The organism is Knoellia sp. AC549 (assembly GCF_979258975.1).
The window spans coordinates 802,480-820,655 of record NZ_OZ409890.1 but is presented as its reverse complement, the minus strand read 5'-3'; the positions used below and the strand labels follow the sequence as shown (position 1 = coordinate 820,655).

The following is an 18,176-nucleotide window of genomic DNA, read 5'->3' as shown; positions in this document are numbered from 1 at the left end:
GGGGCCGGTGTCGCCGCAGATACATGGGGGCTGCGTGCCGACAGGGGTGATCTTCACGAGATCTCCAGAGGTCGTGCCCACCCGCACCCACTGCCTGCTCCTACTGTCAGTGGCATGAGTGGAACAGGAGCCGATGCCGCGGCGAGGCCTTCGTCGGTGACGAGCACGACCGTGCTGGTCGTCGAGGACGAGCCGACGATCAACCAGGCCGTCACCGACCGGCTGCGCGCGGAGGGCTACACCGTCCACCAGGCGCACGACGGCCCCGCTGCCGTCGCGGCGTTCTCGCAGCACTCGCCCGACCTCGTCGTCCTCGACGTCATGCTCCCCGGCTTCGACGGGCTCGAGGTGTGCCGCCGGATCCAGGCGGTCCGTCCGGTCCCGGTGCTGATGCTCACGGCCCGCGACGACGAGACCGACATCCTCGTGGGGCTCGGAGTCGGCGCCGATGACTACGTCACCAAGCCGTTCCGCATGCGCGAGGTGGTCGCCCGCACCCACGCCCTGCTGCGCCGGGTGGAGCGCGCCGCCGAGCTCGCGGCCAGGCCTGCGCCCACGACCCAGGTCGGTGACGTCCAGATCGACGGTCCGGCCCGTCGCGTGACGGTGGGCGGCGACGACGTGCACCTCACTCCGCTCGAGTTCGACCTCCTCGCCGCGCTCGCGTCCACCCCGGGTGCCGTCCGCTCCCGTGAGCAGCTCATGGGCGAGGTGTGGGGCTGGTCCGACGCGTCCGGCACCCGCACCCTCGACAGCCACGTGAAGTCCCTGCGCGCCAAGATCGGTGCCGCTCGCGTGCGCACCGTCCACGGCGTCGGCTACGCGCTGGAGGATGCGTGAACACCGAGCAACCCCTCGAGAGCATCGACTCGATCAAGGTCAAGCTCGGGCTCCTCGTCGGTGTCAGCTGCGTCGTCGCGGCGCTCTTCGCGACGATCGGCGACCGAGCCGGTATGCCGCTCTGGCTCACCCTGCCGGTCACCGTCGCGATCGCCCTGCTCGTCACCCAGTGGCTGGCCCGCGGGATGACGGCACCCTTGCGGGAGATGACCCACGCGGCGAGCCGGATGGCGGCGGGGGACTACGGCCAGCGGGTCTCGACACGGTCGACGGACGAGGTGGGTGAGCTCGCTCGCGCCTTCAACGCCATGTCCTCCGACCTCGCCGATGCGGACCACCAGCGGCGTCAGCTCGTCGCCACCGTCTCGCACGAGCTGCGCACCCCGCTCACGGCGCAGCGCGCGCTGCTCGAGAACCTCGTCGACGGTGTCGTGCAACCCGACGACGCGGCCCTGCGCGGAGCACTCACCCAGTCCGAGCGGCTGAGCGACCTCGTCGGCGACCTCCTCGACCTGTCCCGCATCGATGCCGGCGTGCTGCCGCTGCGCCTCGAGGAGGTTCCGGTCGGCGACCTGCTCGCCCGAGCCGTGTCCGAGGCCGAGCTCGGCTCCCGGACCGTCCATCACGTATGCCGGGTGGTCCCGGACGATCTCACCGTCACCGCCGACCCCGCTCGCCTGGCCCAGCTCGTCGCGAACCTCCTCGACAACGCGGCTCGCCACAGTCCTCCCGACGGTGAGATCCAGCTCGTTGCAAGGGCGCTCGACGACGAGCGCTGGTCCCTGGAGGTCGTCGACGACGGGCCGGGCATCTCCGTCGAGCAGGCGGCCAGCGTCTTCAGCCGCTTCGGGACGGGCGACGACTCCGGTGGCGGCACCGGCCTCGGCCTCGCCATCGCCTCGTGGGTCTGCGAGCTCCACGGCGGCTCGATCCACGTCCTGCCCACCCCGCCCGGCGCACGAGGCGCGCGACTGCGCGCGGTGCTGCCACGGCATACCCGCACGCACGCCACCGCGACCACGGAGGTCACCATGCCCACCACGCCACCGGCCACACCCACGTCCACTCCGTCGGCCGTGGCGCCACGACCCGTCGCACCGACGGCTCCGACCCGGCCCGGACCGCCGCTCCTGACCGACACGGTCTTCGGACGGCTCTGGCCGGAGGCCGGGCTGGGGCCACAGCCCCGCCTGCTCATCGGCGCGTTGGCGCTGGGCATCGTCGCAGCGGTCGCCCTGCCCGAGAGGCGGCTCGGTGCAGGAGCGGGCCTCGTCGCCCTCCTGGCCGCGGCGCTCATCCTGTCGGCGTCCCGCGAGAAGCGGAACGTCTGGTCGCTCGTCTGCGTCGCGGTCGGCGTCGGCCTCACGGCGATGACGGTCATCCGGGCGGCGGAGTGGATCATGGTCCTCTCGGCGATGATCGCGGCGCTCCTGCTCGCGGCCACCGTGACCCGCGCTCGGTCGTTCGTGAGCATCCCGCTGTCAGCGGCTGCGTGGGTGCTCGCCGGTGTGCGTGGTCTGCCGCTGCTGGGACGCACGTTGACCGCGACGAGCCGCATGCCCCTGCTCTGGCCGGTGCTGCGCACCATCGCGTTCGCGGCCGTGGGACTCGTCCTCTTCGGTGGCCTCTTCGCCTCCGGTGACGCGCTCTTCGGGTCCTGGGCGCAGTCGCTCGTGCCCGACCTGCGCTGGGAAACCATCATCGGGCGGATCTTCATCTTCGTCTTCGTCGCCGGCATCGCGCTCGCCGGGGCCTACCTCGCGCTCAACCCGCCCCGTATTGCGGACCTCGACGTGCCACGAGGTCGCCCCGTCACCCACCGTTGGGAGTGGCTCGTCCCGCTCGGTGTGGTCATCGCCCTCTTCGTCCTCTTCCTCGCAGCCCAGGCGACGGCCATGTGGGGCGGTCACGAATACCTGCGCGAGACAACCGGACTCACGTATGCCGAGTACGTTCACCAAGGCTTTGGCCAGCTCACGACAGCGACCTTCCTCACCCTCGTCGTCGTGGGCATCGCCACCCGCAAGGCCCCCCAGGAGATGGCCTCGGACCGGCTGGTCCTCAGGGTCGCCCTCGTGTCGCTCTGCCTGCTCACGCTGGCCGTCGTCGGTTCGGCGCTCTACCGGATGAGCCTCTACCAGGAGGCCTACGGCTACACCGTGACGCGCGTCTTCGTCGACGGGTTCGAGCTGTGGCTCGGCCTGCTCATCGTGCTGATGATCGCGGCGATCGTCCGGGGCAGCGGCAAGTGGGTGCCGCGGGCGGCGCTGCTCACGGGTGCACTGTTCTTCCTCGGCTTTGGTCTGATGAACCCCGACGGCTGGGTGGCGCAGCAGAACATCGAGCGCTTCAAGGAGACCGGCAAGCTCGACACCCACTACCTCGCGGGCCTCGGCGTCGACGCCACGCCGGCGATCCTCGCCGGTTTGGACGAGAAGCAGGCGGCGTGTGTGCTGTGGCGCGAGGACGAAACTCGTGCTAGCGACGACCTCTTGTCCTGGAACCTGGGGCGGGCCCGTGCCGCCTCGGCGCTGCCCGCAACCGCGCTGCCGTACGAGCAGGGCTTCTGCCAGTCCTTCGGGACCGGCTACTCGTTCCGCGGCGGGTCGACGCCGTATGACGACTGACCCGACCACGTGCCGATGCAACGCGCACAGGCGGGCGGCCCGCATACGTGAGCGGGCGGCATACTCGCGTCATGGACTCGACCACGGTGCTCGTCCTCAACGGCCCCAACCTCAACCTGCTCGGCGAGCGGGAGCCGGAGATCTACGGCTCCGAGACGCTGGCCGACGTGGAGGCACTGTGCCGGGCGGCGGGCGAGGCGGCCGGGCTCACCCTCGAGTTCCGCCAGTCCAACCACGAGGGCGTCCTCATCGACTGGGTGCAGGAGGGACGTCGCGGCATCGCCGGGCTGGTCATCAACGCAGCGGGCTACACGCACACGTCGGTCGCCCTGCGTGACGCGCTCAACGCGGTGACCGTGCCCCGTGTGGAGGTGCACATCAGCGACATCCACGCGCGCGAGGAGTTCCGGCACCACAGCTATCTCACCGACGTCACCGACCACCAGGTCATCGGTCGCGGCACGGCCGGGTATGTCGACGCGATTCAGTGGGTGGCCGCCCAGCGCGAGGGTTAGCCTGCTGACCTGGGCCCGTCCGTGGCTCGGGGGAGCAAGGGGCATCGCCATGAAGTTCTTCATCGCACTGATCGTCATCATCGCGCTGGTCGCGCTCTACCTCCGGCACCGCGGCTCCTCGGGGGTGAGCGGCGACGAGAAGTCCGTCCCCAAGGCACTCGGCCAGTCCCACCGCGGCGGGCCGGGTGGGGGCGGCAGCAACATGTGAGCATCGTGAGGGCCCCACTGAGCAGCCGTCCTGGGGGGCCGCCCGCGTGACGTACTCTCACGAAGCAGGGAGTTGCGCGTCACCACCGTGATCGCCGCCCTGCGGGATCACCATCGGGACCCGTCCCGGACGGGACACCATTCATGCACGCCTTGGTCCAGCCGGAGGCCCTGCCCTCCACCACCTACCCGCCGACCGGGATGGCGAGCGAAGTCGGCCTCAGCCCCGAGACGCTCCACCTCATGCGCTGCCTCTGCTTCCTGTGGCCGCAGATCACGTCGGTCGGCGGCGTCCGCCGGGGCGTGCCGCTCTATGGCGACGACCACGCGCGCGGCATCGCGATCGACGTGATGATCGAGGGGTGGGAGGGCGCGCAGGGCAGAGCCGACGGTGACGCCGTCGCGGCCTACACCGTGGCCCAGGCGCAGCGGCTCGACGTGCGCTACGTCATCTGGCGTCAGGAGATCTGGAACATCGAGCACGCGAGCGACGGCTGGCGCCCCATGGCGGACCGTGGGTCGGTGACCCAGAACCACTTCGACCACGTCCACGTGAGCACCTACCCACGGCTGTGACCGTCCTTGTCACTTTCGTGACTTCCGCGTAGATAGTTGGACGTCCTACTATCTCGGGTATGACACAGACGTCGTCCGACCTGCACGTCCCCGCGAACCCGGTCCGCATCGTCACGGCGTCGAGCCTGTTCGACGGTCATGACGCGTCGATCAACATCATGCGGCGGATCATGCAGAGCCAGGGCGCCGAGGTCATCCACCTCGGGCACAACCGCTCCGTGCAGGAGGTCGTCGACGCGGCGATCGAGGAGGACGTGCAGGGCGTCGCCGTCTCGTCCTACCAGGGCGGGCACGTCGAGTACTTCGAGTACCTCGTCGAGCTCCTCCGTGAGGCCGGAGCCGGGCACATCAAGGTCGTCGGAGGTGGCGGTGGCGTGATCGTGGCCGACGAGATCGCCCGGCTGCGCGAGGCGGGTGTGACGATCTTCAGCCCCGAGGACGGCCAGCGGCTGGGTCTCGTCGGGATGATCAACACGGTCGTCGAGGCGTGTGACACCGACCTGTATGCCGCTGAGCCGGCTGACCTTTCAGCCGTCCTTGCGGGGGAGCGGGCCGCGGTGGCCCGCGCGATCACCGGAGCCGAGACGGCCAAGCTCTCCGATGCCGACCGGGCCGAGCTGGAGAAGGCTGCCGCCGGGCGTCACGTCCCCGTCGTCGGCATCACCGGCACCGGTGGCTCGGGCAAGTCGAGCCTCACCGACGAGCTCGTCCGCCGGCTGCGCGTCGACCAGCAGGACAAGCTCCGCGTCGCCGTCGTCGCCGTGGACCCGACCCGCCGCCGCGGTGGTGGTGCACTCCTGGGCGACCGCATCCGGATGAACTCGCTCGACGGCGACCGCATCTTCTTCCGCTCCATCGCGACGCGCGGTGGACGCGAGGTTCCCGAAGCGCTCGAGGACGTCATCACGATCCTCAAGGCCGCGGCATACGACCTCATCGTCATCGAGACGCCCGGCATCGGGCAGGGCGATGCGGCGATCGTGCCGTTCGCCGATGTGTCGATGTATGTCATGACGCCCGAGTTCGGCGCGCAGAGCCAGCTCGAGAAGATCGACATGCTCGACTTCGCCGACCTCGTCGCCATCAACAAGTTCGAGCGGCGCGGTGCCCTGGACGCGCTGCGCGACGTCGGTCGCCAGCTCGTCCGCAACCGCGGCGCGTTCGGCAAGAAGCCCGAGGACATGCCGGTCTTCGGCACCTCGGCCGCGACCTTCAACGACGACGGCGTCACCGCGCTCTACCAGGAGCTGCGCGGGCTCCTCGTCGCCAAGGGGCTCGAGCTCGGCGAGGGCGTCCTGCCGCACGTCGACGTGCGGCACTCGTCGGTGCTGCGTCAGATCGTCCCCGCCTCGCGCGTCCGCTACCTCTCCGAGATCACCGACACGGTGCGCGGCTACCACCAGCAGACCGATGCGTATGCCGCCCAGGCCCGTCGCGTGCAGCGGTTCGAGTTCGTGGACGACGAGCTGGCTGCCGCCGGTCACGAGGACCACGCCGTGGATGCTCTGCTGGCTGCTGCGCGCAAGGAGCTGCCCGCTGCCGTCGAGGAGGCCATCGAGAGGTGGCCCGCTGTCGTCGAGTCGTATGCCGGTGACGAGCAGGTCGTGCGGATCCGTGAGCGCGAGCTGCACACCTCGCTGGTCAAGGAGTCGTTGTCCGGCAGCAAGATCCGGCGCGTCGCCGTGCCGTCGTTCGCCGACCACGGTGACCTCGTGTCGTTCCTGCGGCGCGAGAACCTGCCCGGCTTCTTCCCGTTCACCGCAGGGGTGTTCCCGTTCAAGCGCGACAACGAGGACCCGGCGCGCATGTTCGCCGGTGAGGGCGACCCGTTCCGGACCAACCGTCGCTTCAAGCTGTTGTCCGAGGGGCAGCCGGCGACCCGCCTCTCGACCGCTTTCGACTCGGTGACGCTCTATGGTCGCGACCCCGACCCGCGTCCCGACATCTACGGCAAGGTTGGCACCTCCGGTGTCTCGATCGCGACGCTCGACGACATGAAGGCGCTCTACGACGGGTTCGACCTCACGTCGCCGACGACGAGTGTGTCGATGACGATCAATGGCCCGGCGCCGACGATCCTCGCGTTCTTCCTCAACACGGTGATCGACGGTGAGGTGGCGAAGTTCGTCGCGGAGCACGACCGGCAGCCGGACGAGGAGGAGGCGAGCGGCATACGCGCGCTCGCTCTTGCGTCGGTGCGGGGCACGGTCCAGGCCGACATCCTCAAGGAGGACCAGGGGCAGAACACGTGCCTGTTCTCGACCGAGTTCTCATTGCGGATGATGGCCGACATCCAGGAGTGGTTCATCGAGCAGCAGGTGCGCAACTTCTACTCCGTGTCGATCTCGGGCTATCACATCGCCGAGGCCGGGGCGAACCCCATCAGCCAGCTCGCGTTCACGCTCTCGAACGGGTTCACCTACGTCGAGGCGTATCTCGCGCGCGGCATGGACATCAACGACTTCGCGCCGAACCTCTCGTTCTTCTTCTCCAACGGGATGGACCCGGAGTACTCGGTCATCGGTCGCGTGGCGCGCCGCATCTGGGCGGTCGCGATGCGCGAGAAGTACGGCGCCAACGAGCGGTCGCAGAAGCTGAAGTACCACGTGCAGACGTCAGGTCGTTCGCTGCACGCGCAGGAGATGGACTTCAACGACATCCGCACGACGCTGCAGGCGCTCATCGCGATCTATGACAACGCGAACTCGTTGCACACCAACGCTTTTGACGAGGCAGTGACGACCCCGGGTCCGGACTCGGTGCGTCGAGCGCTGGCGATCCAGATGATCATCAACCGTGAGTGGGGGCTCGCGATGAACGAGAACCCGCTGCAGGGGTCGTACATCATCGACGAGCTGACCGATCTCGTCGAGGCAGCAGTGCTGGAGGAGTTCGACCGGATCTCGGAGCGCGGCGGAGTGCTCGGGGCGATGGAGACCGGCTACCAGCGCGGCAAGATCCAGGACGAGTCGATGGTCTACGAGCACCGCAAGCACGACGGGTCGCTGCCGATCATCGGGGTCAACACCTTCCGCAAGCCCGACGCCGAGGGCGGCACTCCGCAGCACGTCGAGCTCGCGCGGGCGTCCGAGTCCGAGAAGGAGTCGCAGCTCGAGCGCGTCAACGCCTATCGGGAGGCGCACCGCGAGGAGGCCGAGGTCGCTCTTCAGCGGTTGCGGGAGTCGGCGATGAGCGGCGACAACGTCTTCGCTGTGCTCATGGATGCTGCGCGGGTGTGCACCCTCCAGCAGGTGACCGACGCCTTCTTCGAGGTCGGAGGCCAGTACCGCCGCAACGTCTAATGCGAGAGCGATACCAAACGGCCGGGTAGCGGCGGAGGTCTTCGGTCCGACCCAGTGTGATCCACAATCCTACTCCGGCGGGCGGCCTGTGCTTGACTGCAGAGATGGGTAACGCCGCGAGCCTTGAGTCTGCGCTGGAAGGAACTCCGTACAGCCTCCCTGTCGGGGACGGAGCCGCAGAGGCGATCGAAAATCTCGTCGCGGCCGAGGTGGAAATCGAAGCCCGATGCGATGTGGTGCGGGCTGCCGTGGCAACCGAACTCCGCACGCGTCTCGCGCGGTCGTCCCGTGCGACGGAAATCTATGAAAGCAACGCTATTGAAGGCAAGCAGGCGACGCTGGCGGAGACCTACCAGATTATGAGTAGCCGGGACCTATGGTCTGCTGACTCCGCTCTGGCGAGGTACGCGCTCTCGGAGGCGCTCTCCGACGAACCTAAGATAAAGGATGTGGTCGGGTTAGCTGCAGCCAGGATCTTGGTTGACCAGTTCAATCGCGATCCTAATCGTCCATTAGCTGAGGGCGACCTTCGAGACATGCACTCGCTGGTGATGACTGGTCATCCATCCGCTGGCAGGTATAAGCAGTACATCAATTCCATTGAGGGGTCTGCTCATACTCCCGTAACGCCAATAGATGTACCAAGTGACATGGACAATCTGATCCAATGGGTCCGGTCGTCGGACGCGCCACTTCTATGGCGCGCGAGCACGGCGCACGCATGGCTTACCCACATTCACCCTTTCGATGATGGAAACGGCAGAGTCGCGCGCTTGTTCGCGAATTTTCTACTTGGCACAAGCCGTTTTCCTCCCCTCATTGTGAAGTCGACTGCAGACCGCGGCCGATACATTAGCGCTCTGGGTCACAGTGATGAGGCGGGGGATTTAGTTCCGCTGATGCGGGTCTTCGCACGAGCTCTTCGGCGACAACTGCGGCTGATGGAGGACCCTGGTTTCGCTTGGGAGCTGTTCCAAAAGGACTTGAAGGTTCGGGAGGGAAGTCTTTACCGGAGATGGCACACCACGCTTGATCAGTTTCTCCAAGAGGTGTCAGCTAACCTGTTGACTTCTCGGGACTCTTTGGAAATTATATCGCGAATCGGCCCAAGCGATTTCGAGATGCTTAGGCGGCGGGATAGGGCAGGCAACGGATGGCTGGCCAAAGTTAGGTCGCCAGGCTTGGCAACGGATCTGCTTGTCTGGGTAGGGCATACTTCCGCGGCGACGTATAGTTCGCTTAAAGCAGACCAAAATTTTCCCGCTCTCTTTTTGTCTGAGAAGGATCCAAATCCACGGGCGTTCAAGCCTTACAAGCCGAGCGTTCGGGGCCTTCAGCCCATGCACGATGAGTTGTGCCTTATCGCCGATGAGGGAAAAGTAGTTCTTCGCCGGGGGGATAGCCAAAAAGTCGTTGGCTTTCAAGAGGGCGCTGAGCTGTGGGCCGCTCTATTGACTAATCACTTGGACTCCATGGCGCGGGATCAAGTCGGGTAGTAGGCGCCTCGGTGGCGCTGAGCCCATCCTTCAACGCCGCGGCTCGCCTCATCGAGCAGTGGCTGGAGGCACACGTGCTCATGCTGACGATGGCTGGTGACGATTCGGCGGTGTTCACGGCCATCCAAGGGGCGCGCTGGAAATCTGCTCAAGGGCTCCGGCATCGAAGAGATCTCCCGGGCCGTCAGCGGGGTCGCGGTCCGGCATGCGGTCTACCGGCCGGAGGTGGCTCGTCGGATGCGCCTTCTTCCGCCTGCAGCGAGGTCACTGCTAGGGAGTGCGCAGCTCCCGGCCGGATGCTCGAAGGACTTTACCGATCCACGGCGCTCACCTCCTGACCGACCAGCCCGCTCGGCGACCTCTCGAACGGGTCCCCCATCGCTAGCGCACTTGTGAACATCACGAAGCACCACCCACTTCTCTACTTGAGCGCCATGACCATGAGCCAGTAGGCAGCGGCCACGGCCTACGAGGCCGGCCTGTCCCCGACACTGATGGAGCTGGTCCGCATCCGCGTCTCCCAGATCAACGGCTGCGCATTCTGCCGCGCCTGCACGTCCCGGACGCTCTGGCCGGCGGAAGCAGCCCGACCGGCTTGCGGTGCTTAGCGCCTGGCGGGAGACTGCCTACTTCGAGCCGGTCGGGCGCGCCGCCCTGGCGCTGGTTGTGGCGGTCACCTATATCTCCTCGCTGCCCGAGCGATCAGCCGACCGCACGGCTGCCGAGGAAATTCCTCACAGCAGAGCAGATCTCGGCGGCGACCTGAGCAGCCATCGCCATGAACACCCTCAACCGGATCGCCATCTCCAGCAGTTACACGGTGGCGCCGGCGGTCCGCCGCTGAGGCACCACCAGCCCGTTGACCACGCTGCGTACGAACCTGAGTGCGCGCCTCCTTCACTCGGGTGCGGGCGCGCCCCGTCCCTTGGGAGCAGTAGCGGATGGTTCAGGCGACAGTGCGCCCGAGGTCGACCCCTACCGGGTGCTCGAGCCGCTGACGCCGTTCCCGGACTGCGGTGTCGCCGACTCGTTCAGGTCCTGGAAAGACATTGTCGAGGCTGCGGTGCTGGAGGAGTTCGACCGGATCTCGCAGCGCGGGGGAGTGCTCGGTGCGATGGAGACCGGCTACCAGCGCGGCAAGATCCAGGACGAGTCGATGGTCTACGAGCACCGCAAGCACGACGGGTCGCTGCCGATCACCGGCGTCAACACCTTCCGCAAGCCCGACGCCGAGGGCGGCACACCACAGCACGTCGAGCTGGCTCGGGCGTCGGAGTCCGAGAAGGAGTCGCAGCTCGAGCGGGTCAACGCCTACCGCGAGGCGCACCGCGAGGAGGCCGAGGTCGCTCCGCAGCGACTGCGTGAGGCGGCGATGAACGGCGACAACGTGCTCGCTGTCCTCATGGACGCGGCTCGGGTCTGCACGCTCCAGCAGGTGACGGACGCCTTCTTCGAGGTCGGAGGCCAGTACCGCCGCAACGTCTGACGACTCAGCCGCGCTCAGCCTGGATGTCGACGGCCGCACTGCCGCCGGGTGCCGCAGTCTGCTCGGCCAGCTGGACCCGCAACGCTCGGGCCAGCCCGATTAGGCCCAGGTTCACGAGCACGGCCAGGTAGCCCAGGAACTGTGCGTCGAGCAGCTGGAAGAACTGCACCACGAGAAGGTCCAGCAGGAGCGCGCCCTCGAACACGCGGAGGGCCTCGATGCGCCGATGGCGGAACCAGGTGCCGAGGGCGACCATGCCGACCAGCAGCGCCGCTGCGGCGAAGCCGAGATACATGAGGTGGCGCAGCGAAGGGCCGGTGAGGAGGAGCCACGTCGGGTGGACCAGCGAACCACCCAGGAACAGGACGAAGAGCGCCACCGAGACGCGCCGGACCGCCCGGGCGCGTGGCAGGTCCACGATGAGCCCACGCGCGGCCGCATACGCGCGTGCCACCCGCGAGTGGCTCACCGGGTGCGGAGGGACGCTCTCCAGCGTCTCCGTGAGGAGCTGGACGACCCGGTCGCCCTGATCGGCTCGGCGGAGCAGGGCCAGGGCGCGGTCGCGCTCGAGCTCGTCCATGTCGTGAGCAGCTGACTCCTTGAGCAGCTCGATGGCGTTGACCACGAGCTCGACGTGGCTCAGAGGCTTGCGGTGCACGAGCAGCTCCACCGCGAGACCGATCGTCACGAACGTCCCGTAGATGATCGCCGGGACCGGCTCGAAGAAGTAGTTGTTGTCCCCGGTGACGAACTTACCCACCTCGTCGATGAACAGCCCGAAGCCGACGCCCCCCACGACCGCGGCGACCGTCTGGGCCGTCCGGCTCATGAAGAGCAACATGACCAGGATGGCGGCAATCATCCCGAGACCGCCCCACAGCAGGTGCGCCACGTGCAGTCCGCCGCCGCCGATCTGCGGGTAGTCCATCGCCTCCAGGTAGATCCTCGTGAGGGCGATCGTGGCCACGGCACTCACGACGAACAGCTCGAACCGATCGCCGCCCTCCGCGTCACGCAGCGGAAGCCGCGAATGCCTGGGTGAAGGGCCGCTCACCCGTCCATCGTAGGTCGAGGAGCGCGACCCACCCCCTGCTACCTGCCCACGTCACACCGCCCGATGGGAGAGTGGGCACGTGAGCGAATGGTTCCTACCCACCACGGAGCGGCCGTGGACCGCCGGAAACCTTGTCGTGCCGCGCGTGCACGGAGCCGAGTACTTCGCTCGCCTGCTCGAGGTCGTCGAAGCGACCCGGGCCGGGGACCGGATCTTCCTCACCGACTGGCGCGGTGATGCCGACCAACGCCTGAGCAGTGACGGCCCGACCACCGCCGAGCTGCTGTCCTCGGCACTACGTCGAGGCGTCGAGGTCCGGGCCCTGCTCTGGCGCTCCCACCCGGGCAGTCTCAACAGCGAGGAGAACAACCACCTCGGGACCATCATCAACGAGGCCGGTGGAGAGGCGCTCTTTGACGAGAGAGTGCGTCGCGGCGGCTCCCATCACCAGAAGCTCTTCGTCGTCAGGCGCAAGGGCAGGCCCGAGGAGGACGTCGCGTTCGTCGGTGGCATCGACCTGTGCCACGGCCGTCGTGACGACGCGGCACACTCTGGCGATCCGCAGGCGCCGCCTCTGGACGAGCGGTACGGCCCCACCCCGCCCTGGCACGACGCCATGGCAGAGATCCGGGGTCCGGCGGTGGCGGACGTCCTCGACACCTTCGCGGAGCGCTGGGATGACCGCACTCCGCTTGACCACCGCAACCCCTACCGGGCGGTGCTGCACCGGCTGACCAAGATGCCCCGGCACACCAAGCCGCTCCCGCAGCGCTGGGACCCACCCCCAGAGGCGGGTCCGCACCTCGTGCAGATACTGCGTACCTACCCGCGGAAGCGGCCGGCATATCCCTTTGCCCCGGACGGCGAACGCTCGATCGCGAGGGCCTACTCGCATGCGTTCAGCCGGGCCCGCCGCCTGATCTACATCGAGGACCAGTACTTCTGGTCCGACGTCGTGGCAGCCACACTCGCCGAGGCCCTTCGACGTAAGCCGGAGCTCCAGGTGATCGCAGTCGTCCCCCGCTTCCCGGAGAACGACAGCCGCATCGCCGGACCGCCGATGCTCCACGGGCAGCGCCTGGCCTGGGATCTGTTGCGGGAGGCGGGCGGCGACCGTGTTGCCCTCTACGACCTCGAAAACGCCGAGGGAACCCCGGTCTACGTACACGCGAAGGTCTGCGTGGTCGACGACGAGTGGATGACCATCGGCTCCGACAACCTCAACCGGCGTTCCTGGACGCACGACTCCGAGCTCACCTGTGCCGTGGTCGATCCCGATGGTGTGATGGCTCGCACCGTGCGCACGTCGTTGTGGGCCGAGCACCTGGGTCTGCCGCAGGACGAGCCGCGGATGGCGGACCTGAGTGACGCCCTGGCACTGTGGGCGGAGCGTGAGCACGCCCAGGGGAGCCGCATCCGCCGTCATCTGCCTCCTGCGATCTCGGCGGCGACGAGGCGGTGGGCCGGGCCGGCCTACCTGGCCCTCTACGACCCCGACGGCCGGCCGCGACGGCTGCGCGGCACAACAGACTTCTGAGGACAACGACGCGTCCGACTGTCGTGATGAAGGCCAGGTAGTCACGGTCGAGGCGGTCGGCGACCGTGCTCGGCTGTCCACACCCCGCGTCACTGCGCCCAGATTGACGCTTCCTGATTCGGGCCGGGGCGACGGGGCTGCGGCCAGACATCGAGGTGCGGCCGATTGATTCGCTCAACGCGTCCGAGCAGGCCAGGGACTACTCAGGCTTCCCTTCGCCCTCCTTCCTCGCGCTGGCCGCTTCCAAATCTCCTTCGGCAATGACACGGTGCGTTCGCCATATGTTGCGGTAAGCCCGGTAGACCTTCAACAAACGGTCGGGAAGTCTCTCGGGCCACGCGGCGTGAATCTGTCGTTCGCCCCATCCGAAGGTGACGACCGCTCGTTGACCGGCGTAGGCCTTCACGACGTCCTCGCGAACGTACAGGAGATGACCGTTGAAGCCCTTGGGCGCGGTGAAGCTCAGCGACGCGGGCCGACCTTCGAAATCGACCTGGTTGAACCCAGCAGGAAGCGAGCGCAGGTCGGAGTGCTGGGAGAGCCGTTGACTCGGCACGTAGGCGAACACCTGGTTTTCCGAGCTGTTGTTCCCCTCCCACCCGAACACATGTGCCAGCGACTCGAACTCCAGATCCACGTGCGGCGGGATCTTGGCGCGGTGACCAGGCATCCAAGCCCGGATGAGGGGAAGGATGTTGGTCTCTTCGCCTTCCGCGCCTTCCTCCTGCTCGCCGTACAGGATCTCGAGGAGCTCGTCGTCCGAAGTCTCGCGGTCGGCGCTCGCATCATCGACATCTTCGGAGACGGGCATTTCGATCCGGAAGTGGTCGAAGTACGGGTCCTCGCGGTCGTGGTAGTCCTCCCAGCCGTCGTCCTCATCGCGCGCGATGGGCCGCATGCCCGTGCCTGCGATGTCTTCGCCCGAGGTCACCATCCGCTTGTGCCAAGGGATCTCGCCGGCGAAGAGGTAGTACGCCTTCGGTAGCTCGATGAGGTCGCGGCCGGGGTGCTCGTCGCGCTCCCAGCCCTCCATGAACGGCGCGAGGTCGCCCGGTGCGATCACGACGGTGTTGAAAAGGCCGTACCCACCTCGCCCCGTGCGTTCGTCCTTCGCGTCGATCTCGGCGTGGACGAGCACCCACGGACCTTCGACTCCCGCCAGGGCCTGGGTGTACATAAGGTCCTCAGGGAGCCTCACGATCCCATTGAGGAGCCACGCGCGGTCATCCGCGGGTTTCGGCCTGACCCAGGTCGGGATCGAGAACGGCAGGTGCGGGGAGGCCTGCGGGAAGCTCGGATCGATGTCGACCTCGAGCTTGTAGACACGGTCCCCGCGCGCATTCAGCATCCCGGTCACCAGGTGTAGCCCTATCCAGCTGTACTTTTTCCCGTACCTCTCGACGCGGTTCGGGTTCCTATCGGTATCCATGCGGCCGAGCGTGCTATCGACGGACGAAAACTCGTCCTTACGCCAGCCAAGTTCGTAGACAACACCGAGGACCTGGGCGGTCGCGTTGCGGTGTCCTTCGTGCTCGTAGTCGTAGTTGTCGCGGTCGTCGAAGAGTCGGCCGAGTGTGTAGTTCCCGAAGTCCATGTGGATGGTCCGTTCGACTTCGTCGTGTCGCTCGTCGCCCTCGCGCAGGGGCTCGGGGAGAGGGCCGTCAGCGAACTCGATGCCGTCGGCAGCAGCTGCCGGAACCGCGTCGGGGTAATAGGTGCGTGCGAATTCGAATGTTCCGGCGATGTAGTACCGGACGAGCCGATGGAACGTCGGGGCGGTGGGGGCGTCTCCGGTGGTCGCGGCCATGAGCGCCTCAAGGTAGGTCCGGAGCTGGATCCCGAAATCTGCATCAGGCTGCTGATGGGCCGTGGTAACGCCGTACGCGGTGGCGATGGCTCGCTCACCGATGTATGGATCGTTGATCTCCAGCGCGCCCGCCGCGAGCTCGAACAGGGACGCGGCGTCACCGCGGCCGTACCAGTACAGGGCGGCGGTCGCGGCATCTCGGAGGTCGCGCACAGTGCTGGTGAGCATCCACATGAACCAGCGCGCCCGGAGTGCGTCGGCTTCGGTTCGTTCGTCGGTCTCTCGCCAGCGCGTCGTCCACGACCGGAGGTCTTCCAGCGGGCGTGCATCTGTTCCAGGGTCCGGGCGCACGTAAGGCTGGGCCGAAGTGCGGAGCCACTCGGTCCAGGTGAGGTCGCGGTTGGCGACGCTCAGCGATCGGAGCAGGTTGTCGGCGAAGGTCGCGTTGAACGGGTGGCTCGGAACGGCGCGGACCGACCTGAGCCGCGGCCAGAAGCCCGGCCGTGCTGACAGGCTCGGCAGGTTCTGCTCCCAAGCCGCCACGGTTGTGGCGTTGACGTCCTCGGGCGCGAGTTCGGTCGTTCGCAGCAGGGCAGCGTCGAGCAAGGTGTCTTGTACGTGCTCCCAAAGGTGACCCAGGCCGCGTTGGGGCAGCACGAAGACGAGTGCGTCGAAGATGTCGACCGCCAGAGGATGGACTCCGGCCGCCTCGCCGGTGAACTTGGCTTCGACCTCAGGTGTGCTCAGCGACGTAGCGAACGTCGCGCCGCTCGTCTCGGCCATGGCGGAGGCGACGATGTGGCCGGCGAGGAGGTCGTACACGACCGTCACGACCAGCCCTTCTCGGTTGTCTGCCGCCGCGGGGATGCTCGGAGCAGCCTGGTCCTCGTCGATCTCTTGGGCTGTCTGGCGAATGAGAACGCCCTCTCCCTGAAGGGCGTTGAGGATGCTGTCGTCCCAGAGCCGGTTCGTGTCGCCGAAGATCTCCTTCGCGCGGGTCTCGCTGACCTCGCGGGAGTTGGTGTTCCACATCTCGATGCCGAGTGCCTGCAGGGCGTTGTGGACATCAGTGGATCGGATGCGGGAGTTGGTGATGATCTCGATCCGGTTTGCGGCATCAGCCAGGTAACCCTCGAACATGGCGTTCAGCGACGGAGCACGGCCGACGAGTTGAACGGGGTGCTCCCTGGTCGGGTTCGTAACCGAACAGAAGATCCGCAGGGTGATCGGGTGATCAAAGCGCTCGAGGGGCAGGTCGACGCCGCCGGCGTCGATGTTGAAGTGGTTGAAGTACTTCTCGACCGCTTGGTCGACGTCCTCGCCGAACCCGTAGAGATCAACAGAGTTGGTCAGCGACGTGGGGATCGCCCGGTCAACGAACGCCGACCGGAGGGTGCAGACGAGGAGGACCGACGGGTAGCCCTCAAGCAGAACCTGCGCCCGCTCCAGGAGCGGCTTCCAGTCGCCTGGGTCCTCGGCCTCGTTGAGTCCGTCGATGACGATGGGGAGGCGGCACTGGGCGCGTGCGGCGGCCGCATCGACGGCTGCCAGCAGTGTTTCGAAGGTCTCGACCTTCTTCCCGTTGACGGACACTCTTTGAGCGAGGTCGTCGAGGTCGTCTCGGCTTCGCAGTTGGCGTCCGAAGAGCAATACGCCGGCCGGTCGGGACTCGATGGGGCTTGCTAGCTTCGCCGAGAGCTGGGTCTTTCCATAGCCGGCGTCGCCGGTGACCGTGACGCACCGGACCGCGAGCTCACCGAAGACGCTCCTGGCCGAGGCGGCGGCGTCGCGTGTGTGGAAGACCAAATTAGCGCAAGGGAGCGCCGCCGGGTGGTTGGCGGCGCGAAGTTTGCGCAGCACGGGGGGTACTGCAGTGGGCGCGTCCGGAACGGTGGCTTCTCCGAGCTCACGCCACGTGTGGTCACCGCCTGGGGTGAGGTGCTCGTGGGCGTCCGCGAGGAGTTGCCGGATGGTTTCGGCGGTCTCGAGCAGAACATCTAGGTCCGCCTGAACAGACGCTTCGAGGGGATTGGCCTCAACGTCGCTCTTGATGATCGCCGTTAGAGTGGTGATCTCGGTCCCGAGGACGTAGAGGTGCTCCCAGGCACCGGGCTCGGCGAGCATGCGTCGAAGGGCGTTCTCGGACGGGCTGGTCTGATGAACCTCGGGGAACCAGCGTTCCCGCACGTCGGCGAGAGCGAGGTTCTTGAGCGTCTCCAGGCGGTGCGGGGTAACGATCAGGTCGCCGAAGTACGTCTGCCGGAACAGTTCGGCGTCGCCGGTGAGGAGGTTGGCGAGGTCCTCTGCGACTTGGTGGTCGAGCTTAAAGGGCGTGCTCGCGCTCAAGCCGTCCCACCAGGGTTCGTCGGTGGGCGCGAGTGGGCGGCGCGTGCACATAACCCAGTTGGTGAGCGCGGACAGGTGAGTCTTAGTCTTGTTGAGCGAGTCCTCCACGTCGCGCTTCCGAGATGCGCCAATGGTGCGACCCGGCTGAAGCAGGGGCCACCACTTGGTCTGCCAGCCGAACCAATCGCCGGCATCTCCGAGCGGACAATTTCTGTCGAGCTTGAGGTGGAACTCGACGCCTGGTTGTTGCGCACGCGCTTGGAACTTCCCGTACTTGCCGAAGGTGTGGCGCACCGCGCCGCGCCACAGCAGTTCAAAGTTCGCGGCCTGGTCGCCGGGCAGATTCTCGAACTGGCCCCAGTCCAGCTCAGTCATCGGAGCTC

Annotated in this window: 12 protein-coding genes; 10 read left to right on the top strand and 2 right to left on the bottom strand. The window is 67.1% G+C overall.

The annotated features are described in order from the left end of the window. The first annotated feature begins 114 nt into the window (after positions 1-114). The 9 genes from ACZZ98_RS03970 (at position 115) to ACZZ98_RS03930 (ending at position 11,049) form a co-directional block, all read left to right on the top strand. Complete coding sequence (locus ACZZ98_RS03970; RefSeq protein ID WP_463515029.1) at positions 115-840, top strand: response regulator; 726 nt, start codon at positions 115-117, stop codon at positions 838-840. Beyond that, positions 837-3,467: a DUF4153 domain-containing protein gene (locus ACZZ98_RS03965; RefSeq protein ID WP_463515028.1), complete on the top strand. Its 2,631-nt coding sequence runs from the start codon at positions 837-839 to the stop codon at positions 3,465-3,467. Before ACZZ98_RS03970 ends, ACZZ98_RS03965 begins: the two co-directional genes overlap by 4 nt. A gap of 71 nt (positions 3,468-3,538) precedes the next feature. Then, positions 3,539-3,982, top strand: coding sequence for a type II 3-dehydroquinate dehydratase (gene aroQ, locus ACZZ98_RS03960; protein WP_463515027.1), 444 nt, complete (start codon positions 3,539-3,541; stop codon positions 3,980-3,982). Between the two features lie 49 nt (positions 3,983-4,031). Beyond that, complete coding sequence (locus ACZZ98_RS03955; RefSeq protein WP_463515026.1) at positions 4,032-4,190, top strand: hypothetical protein; 159 nt, start codon at positions 4,032-4,034, stop codon at positions 4,188-4,190. 143 nt (positions 4,191-4,333) lie between these two features. Further along, positions 4,334-4,765, top strand: a complete 432-nt coding sequence (locus tag ACZZ98_RS03950; protein ID WP_463515025.1) for a hypothetical protein — start codon at positions 4,334-4,336, stop codon at positions 4,763-4,765. A gap of 59 nt (positions 4,766-4,824) precedes the next feature. After that, on the top strand, positions 4,825-8,067 hold the full coding sequence (icmF, locus tag ACZZ98_RS03945; RefSeq protein ID WP_463515024.1) for a fused isobutyryl-CoA mutase/GTPase IcmF: 3,243 nt from the start codon (positions 4,825-4,827) through the stop codon (positions 8,065-8,067). Positions 8,068-8,171: 104 nt separating this feature from the next. Beyond that, the gene (locus tag ACZZ98_RS03940) at positions 8,172-9,563 is read left to right on the top strand and encodes a Fic family protein (protein WP_463515023.1); all 1,392 of its coding nucleotides are present in this window, start codon (positions 8,172-8,174) and stop codon (positions 9,561-9,563) included. 494 nt (positions 9,564-10,057) lie between these two features. Further along, positions 10,058-10,171 carry a hypothetical protein gene (locus ACZZ98_RS03935; protein ID WP_463515022.1) on the top strand — a complete coding sequence of 38 codons (114 nt, stop codon included), beginning with the start codon at positions 10,058-10,060 and terminating at the stop codon, positions 10,169-10,171. A 374-nt stretch (positions 10,172-10,545) separates the two neighbouring features. Next, on the top strand, positions 10,546-11,049 hold the full coding sequence (locus tag ACZZ98_RS03930; protein ID WP_463515021.1) for a methylmalonyl-CoA mutase family protein: 504 nt from the start codon (positions 10,546-10,548) through the stop codon (positions 11,047-11,049). A gap of 4 nt (positions 11,050-11,053) precedes the next feature. On the opposite strand, the gene ACZZ98_RS03925 is transcribed toward ACZZ98_RS03930, so the two are convergent. Beyond that, entirely contained in the window at positions 11,054-12,103 is a 1,050-nt protein-coding gene (locus ACZZ98_RS03925) for a hypothetical protein (protein ID WP_463515020.1), read from the bottom strand. Between the two features lie 79 nt (positions 12,104-12,182). Between ACZZ98_RS03925 and ACZZ98_RS03920 the strand changes: the two genes are divergently transcribed. Beyond that, positions 12,183-13,640, top strand: a complete 1,458-nt coding sequence (locus ACZZ98_RS03920; protein ID WP_463515019.1) for a phospholipase D-like domain-containing protein — start codon at positions 12,183-12,185, stop codon at positions 13,638-13,640. A 199-nt stretch (positions 13,641-13,839) separates the two neighbouring features. Here the strand turns inward: ACZZ98_RS03920 and ACZZ98_RS03915 are convergent, their stop codons facing one another. Continuing rightward, positions 13,840-18,168, bottom strand: coding sequence for an NACHT domain-containing protein (locus ACZZ98_RS03915; RefSeq protein ID WP_463515018.1), 4,329 nt, complete (start codon positions 18,166-18,168; stop codon positions 13,840-13,842). Between the last annotated feature and the right edge of the window lie 8 nt (positions 18,169-18,176).

Bases quoted from the DNA above. Each gene is read 5' to 3' on its own strand.
- ACZZ98_RS03970 (WP_463515029.1), top strand. From the start codon at position 115: ATGAGTGGAACAGGAGCCGATGCCGCGGCGAGGCCTTCGTCGGTGACG.
- aroQ (WP_463515027.1), top strand. From the start codon at position 3,539: ATGGACTCGACCACGGTGCTCGTCCTCAACGGCCCCAACCTCAACCTG.
- ACZZ98_RS03955 (WP_463515026.1), top strand. From the start codon at position 4,032: ATGAAGTTCTTCATCGCACTGATCGTCATCATCGCGCTGGTCGCGCTC.
- ACZZ98_RS03950 (WP_463515025.1), top strand. From the start codon at position 4,334: ATGCACGCCTTGGTCCAGCCGGAGGCCCTGCCCTCCACCACCTACCCG.
- icmF (WP_463515024.1), top strand. From the start codon at position 4,825: ATGACACAGACGTCGTCCGACCTGCACGTCCCCGCGAACCCGGTCCGC.
- ACZZ98_RS03940 (WP_463515023.1), top strand. From the start codon at position 8,172: ATGGGTAACGCCGCGAGCCTTGAGTCTGCGCTGGAAGGAACTCCGTAC.
- ACZZ98_RS03935 (WP_463515022.1), top strand. From the start codon at position 10,058: ATGGAGCTGGTCCGCATCCGCGTCTCCCAGATCAACGGCTGCGCATTC.
- ACZZ98_RS03915 (WP_463515018.1), bottom strand. From the start codon at position 18,168: ATGACTGAGCTGGACTGGGGCCAGTTCGAGAATCTGCCCGGCGACCAG.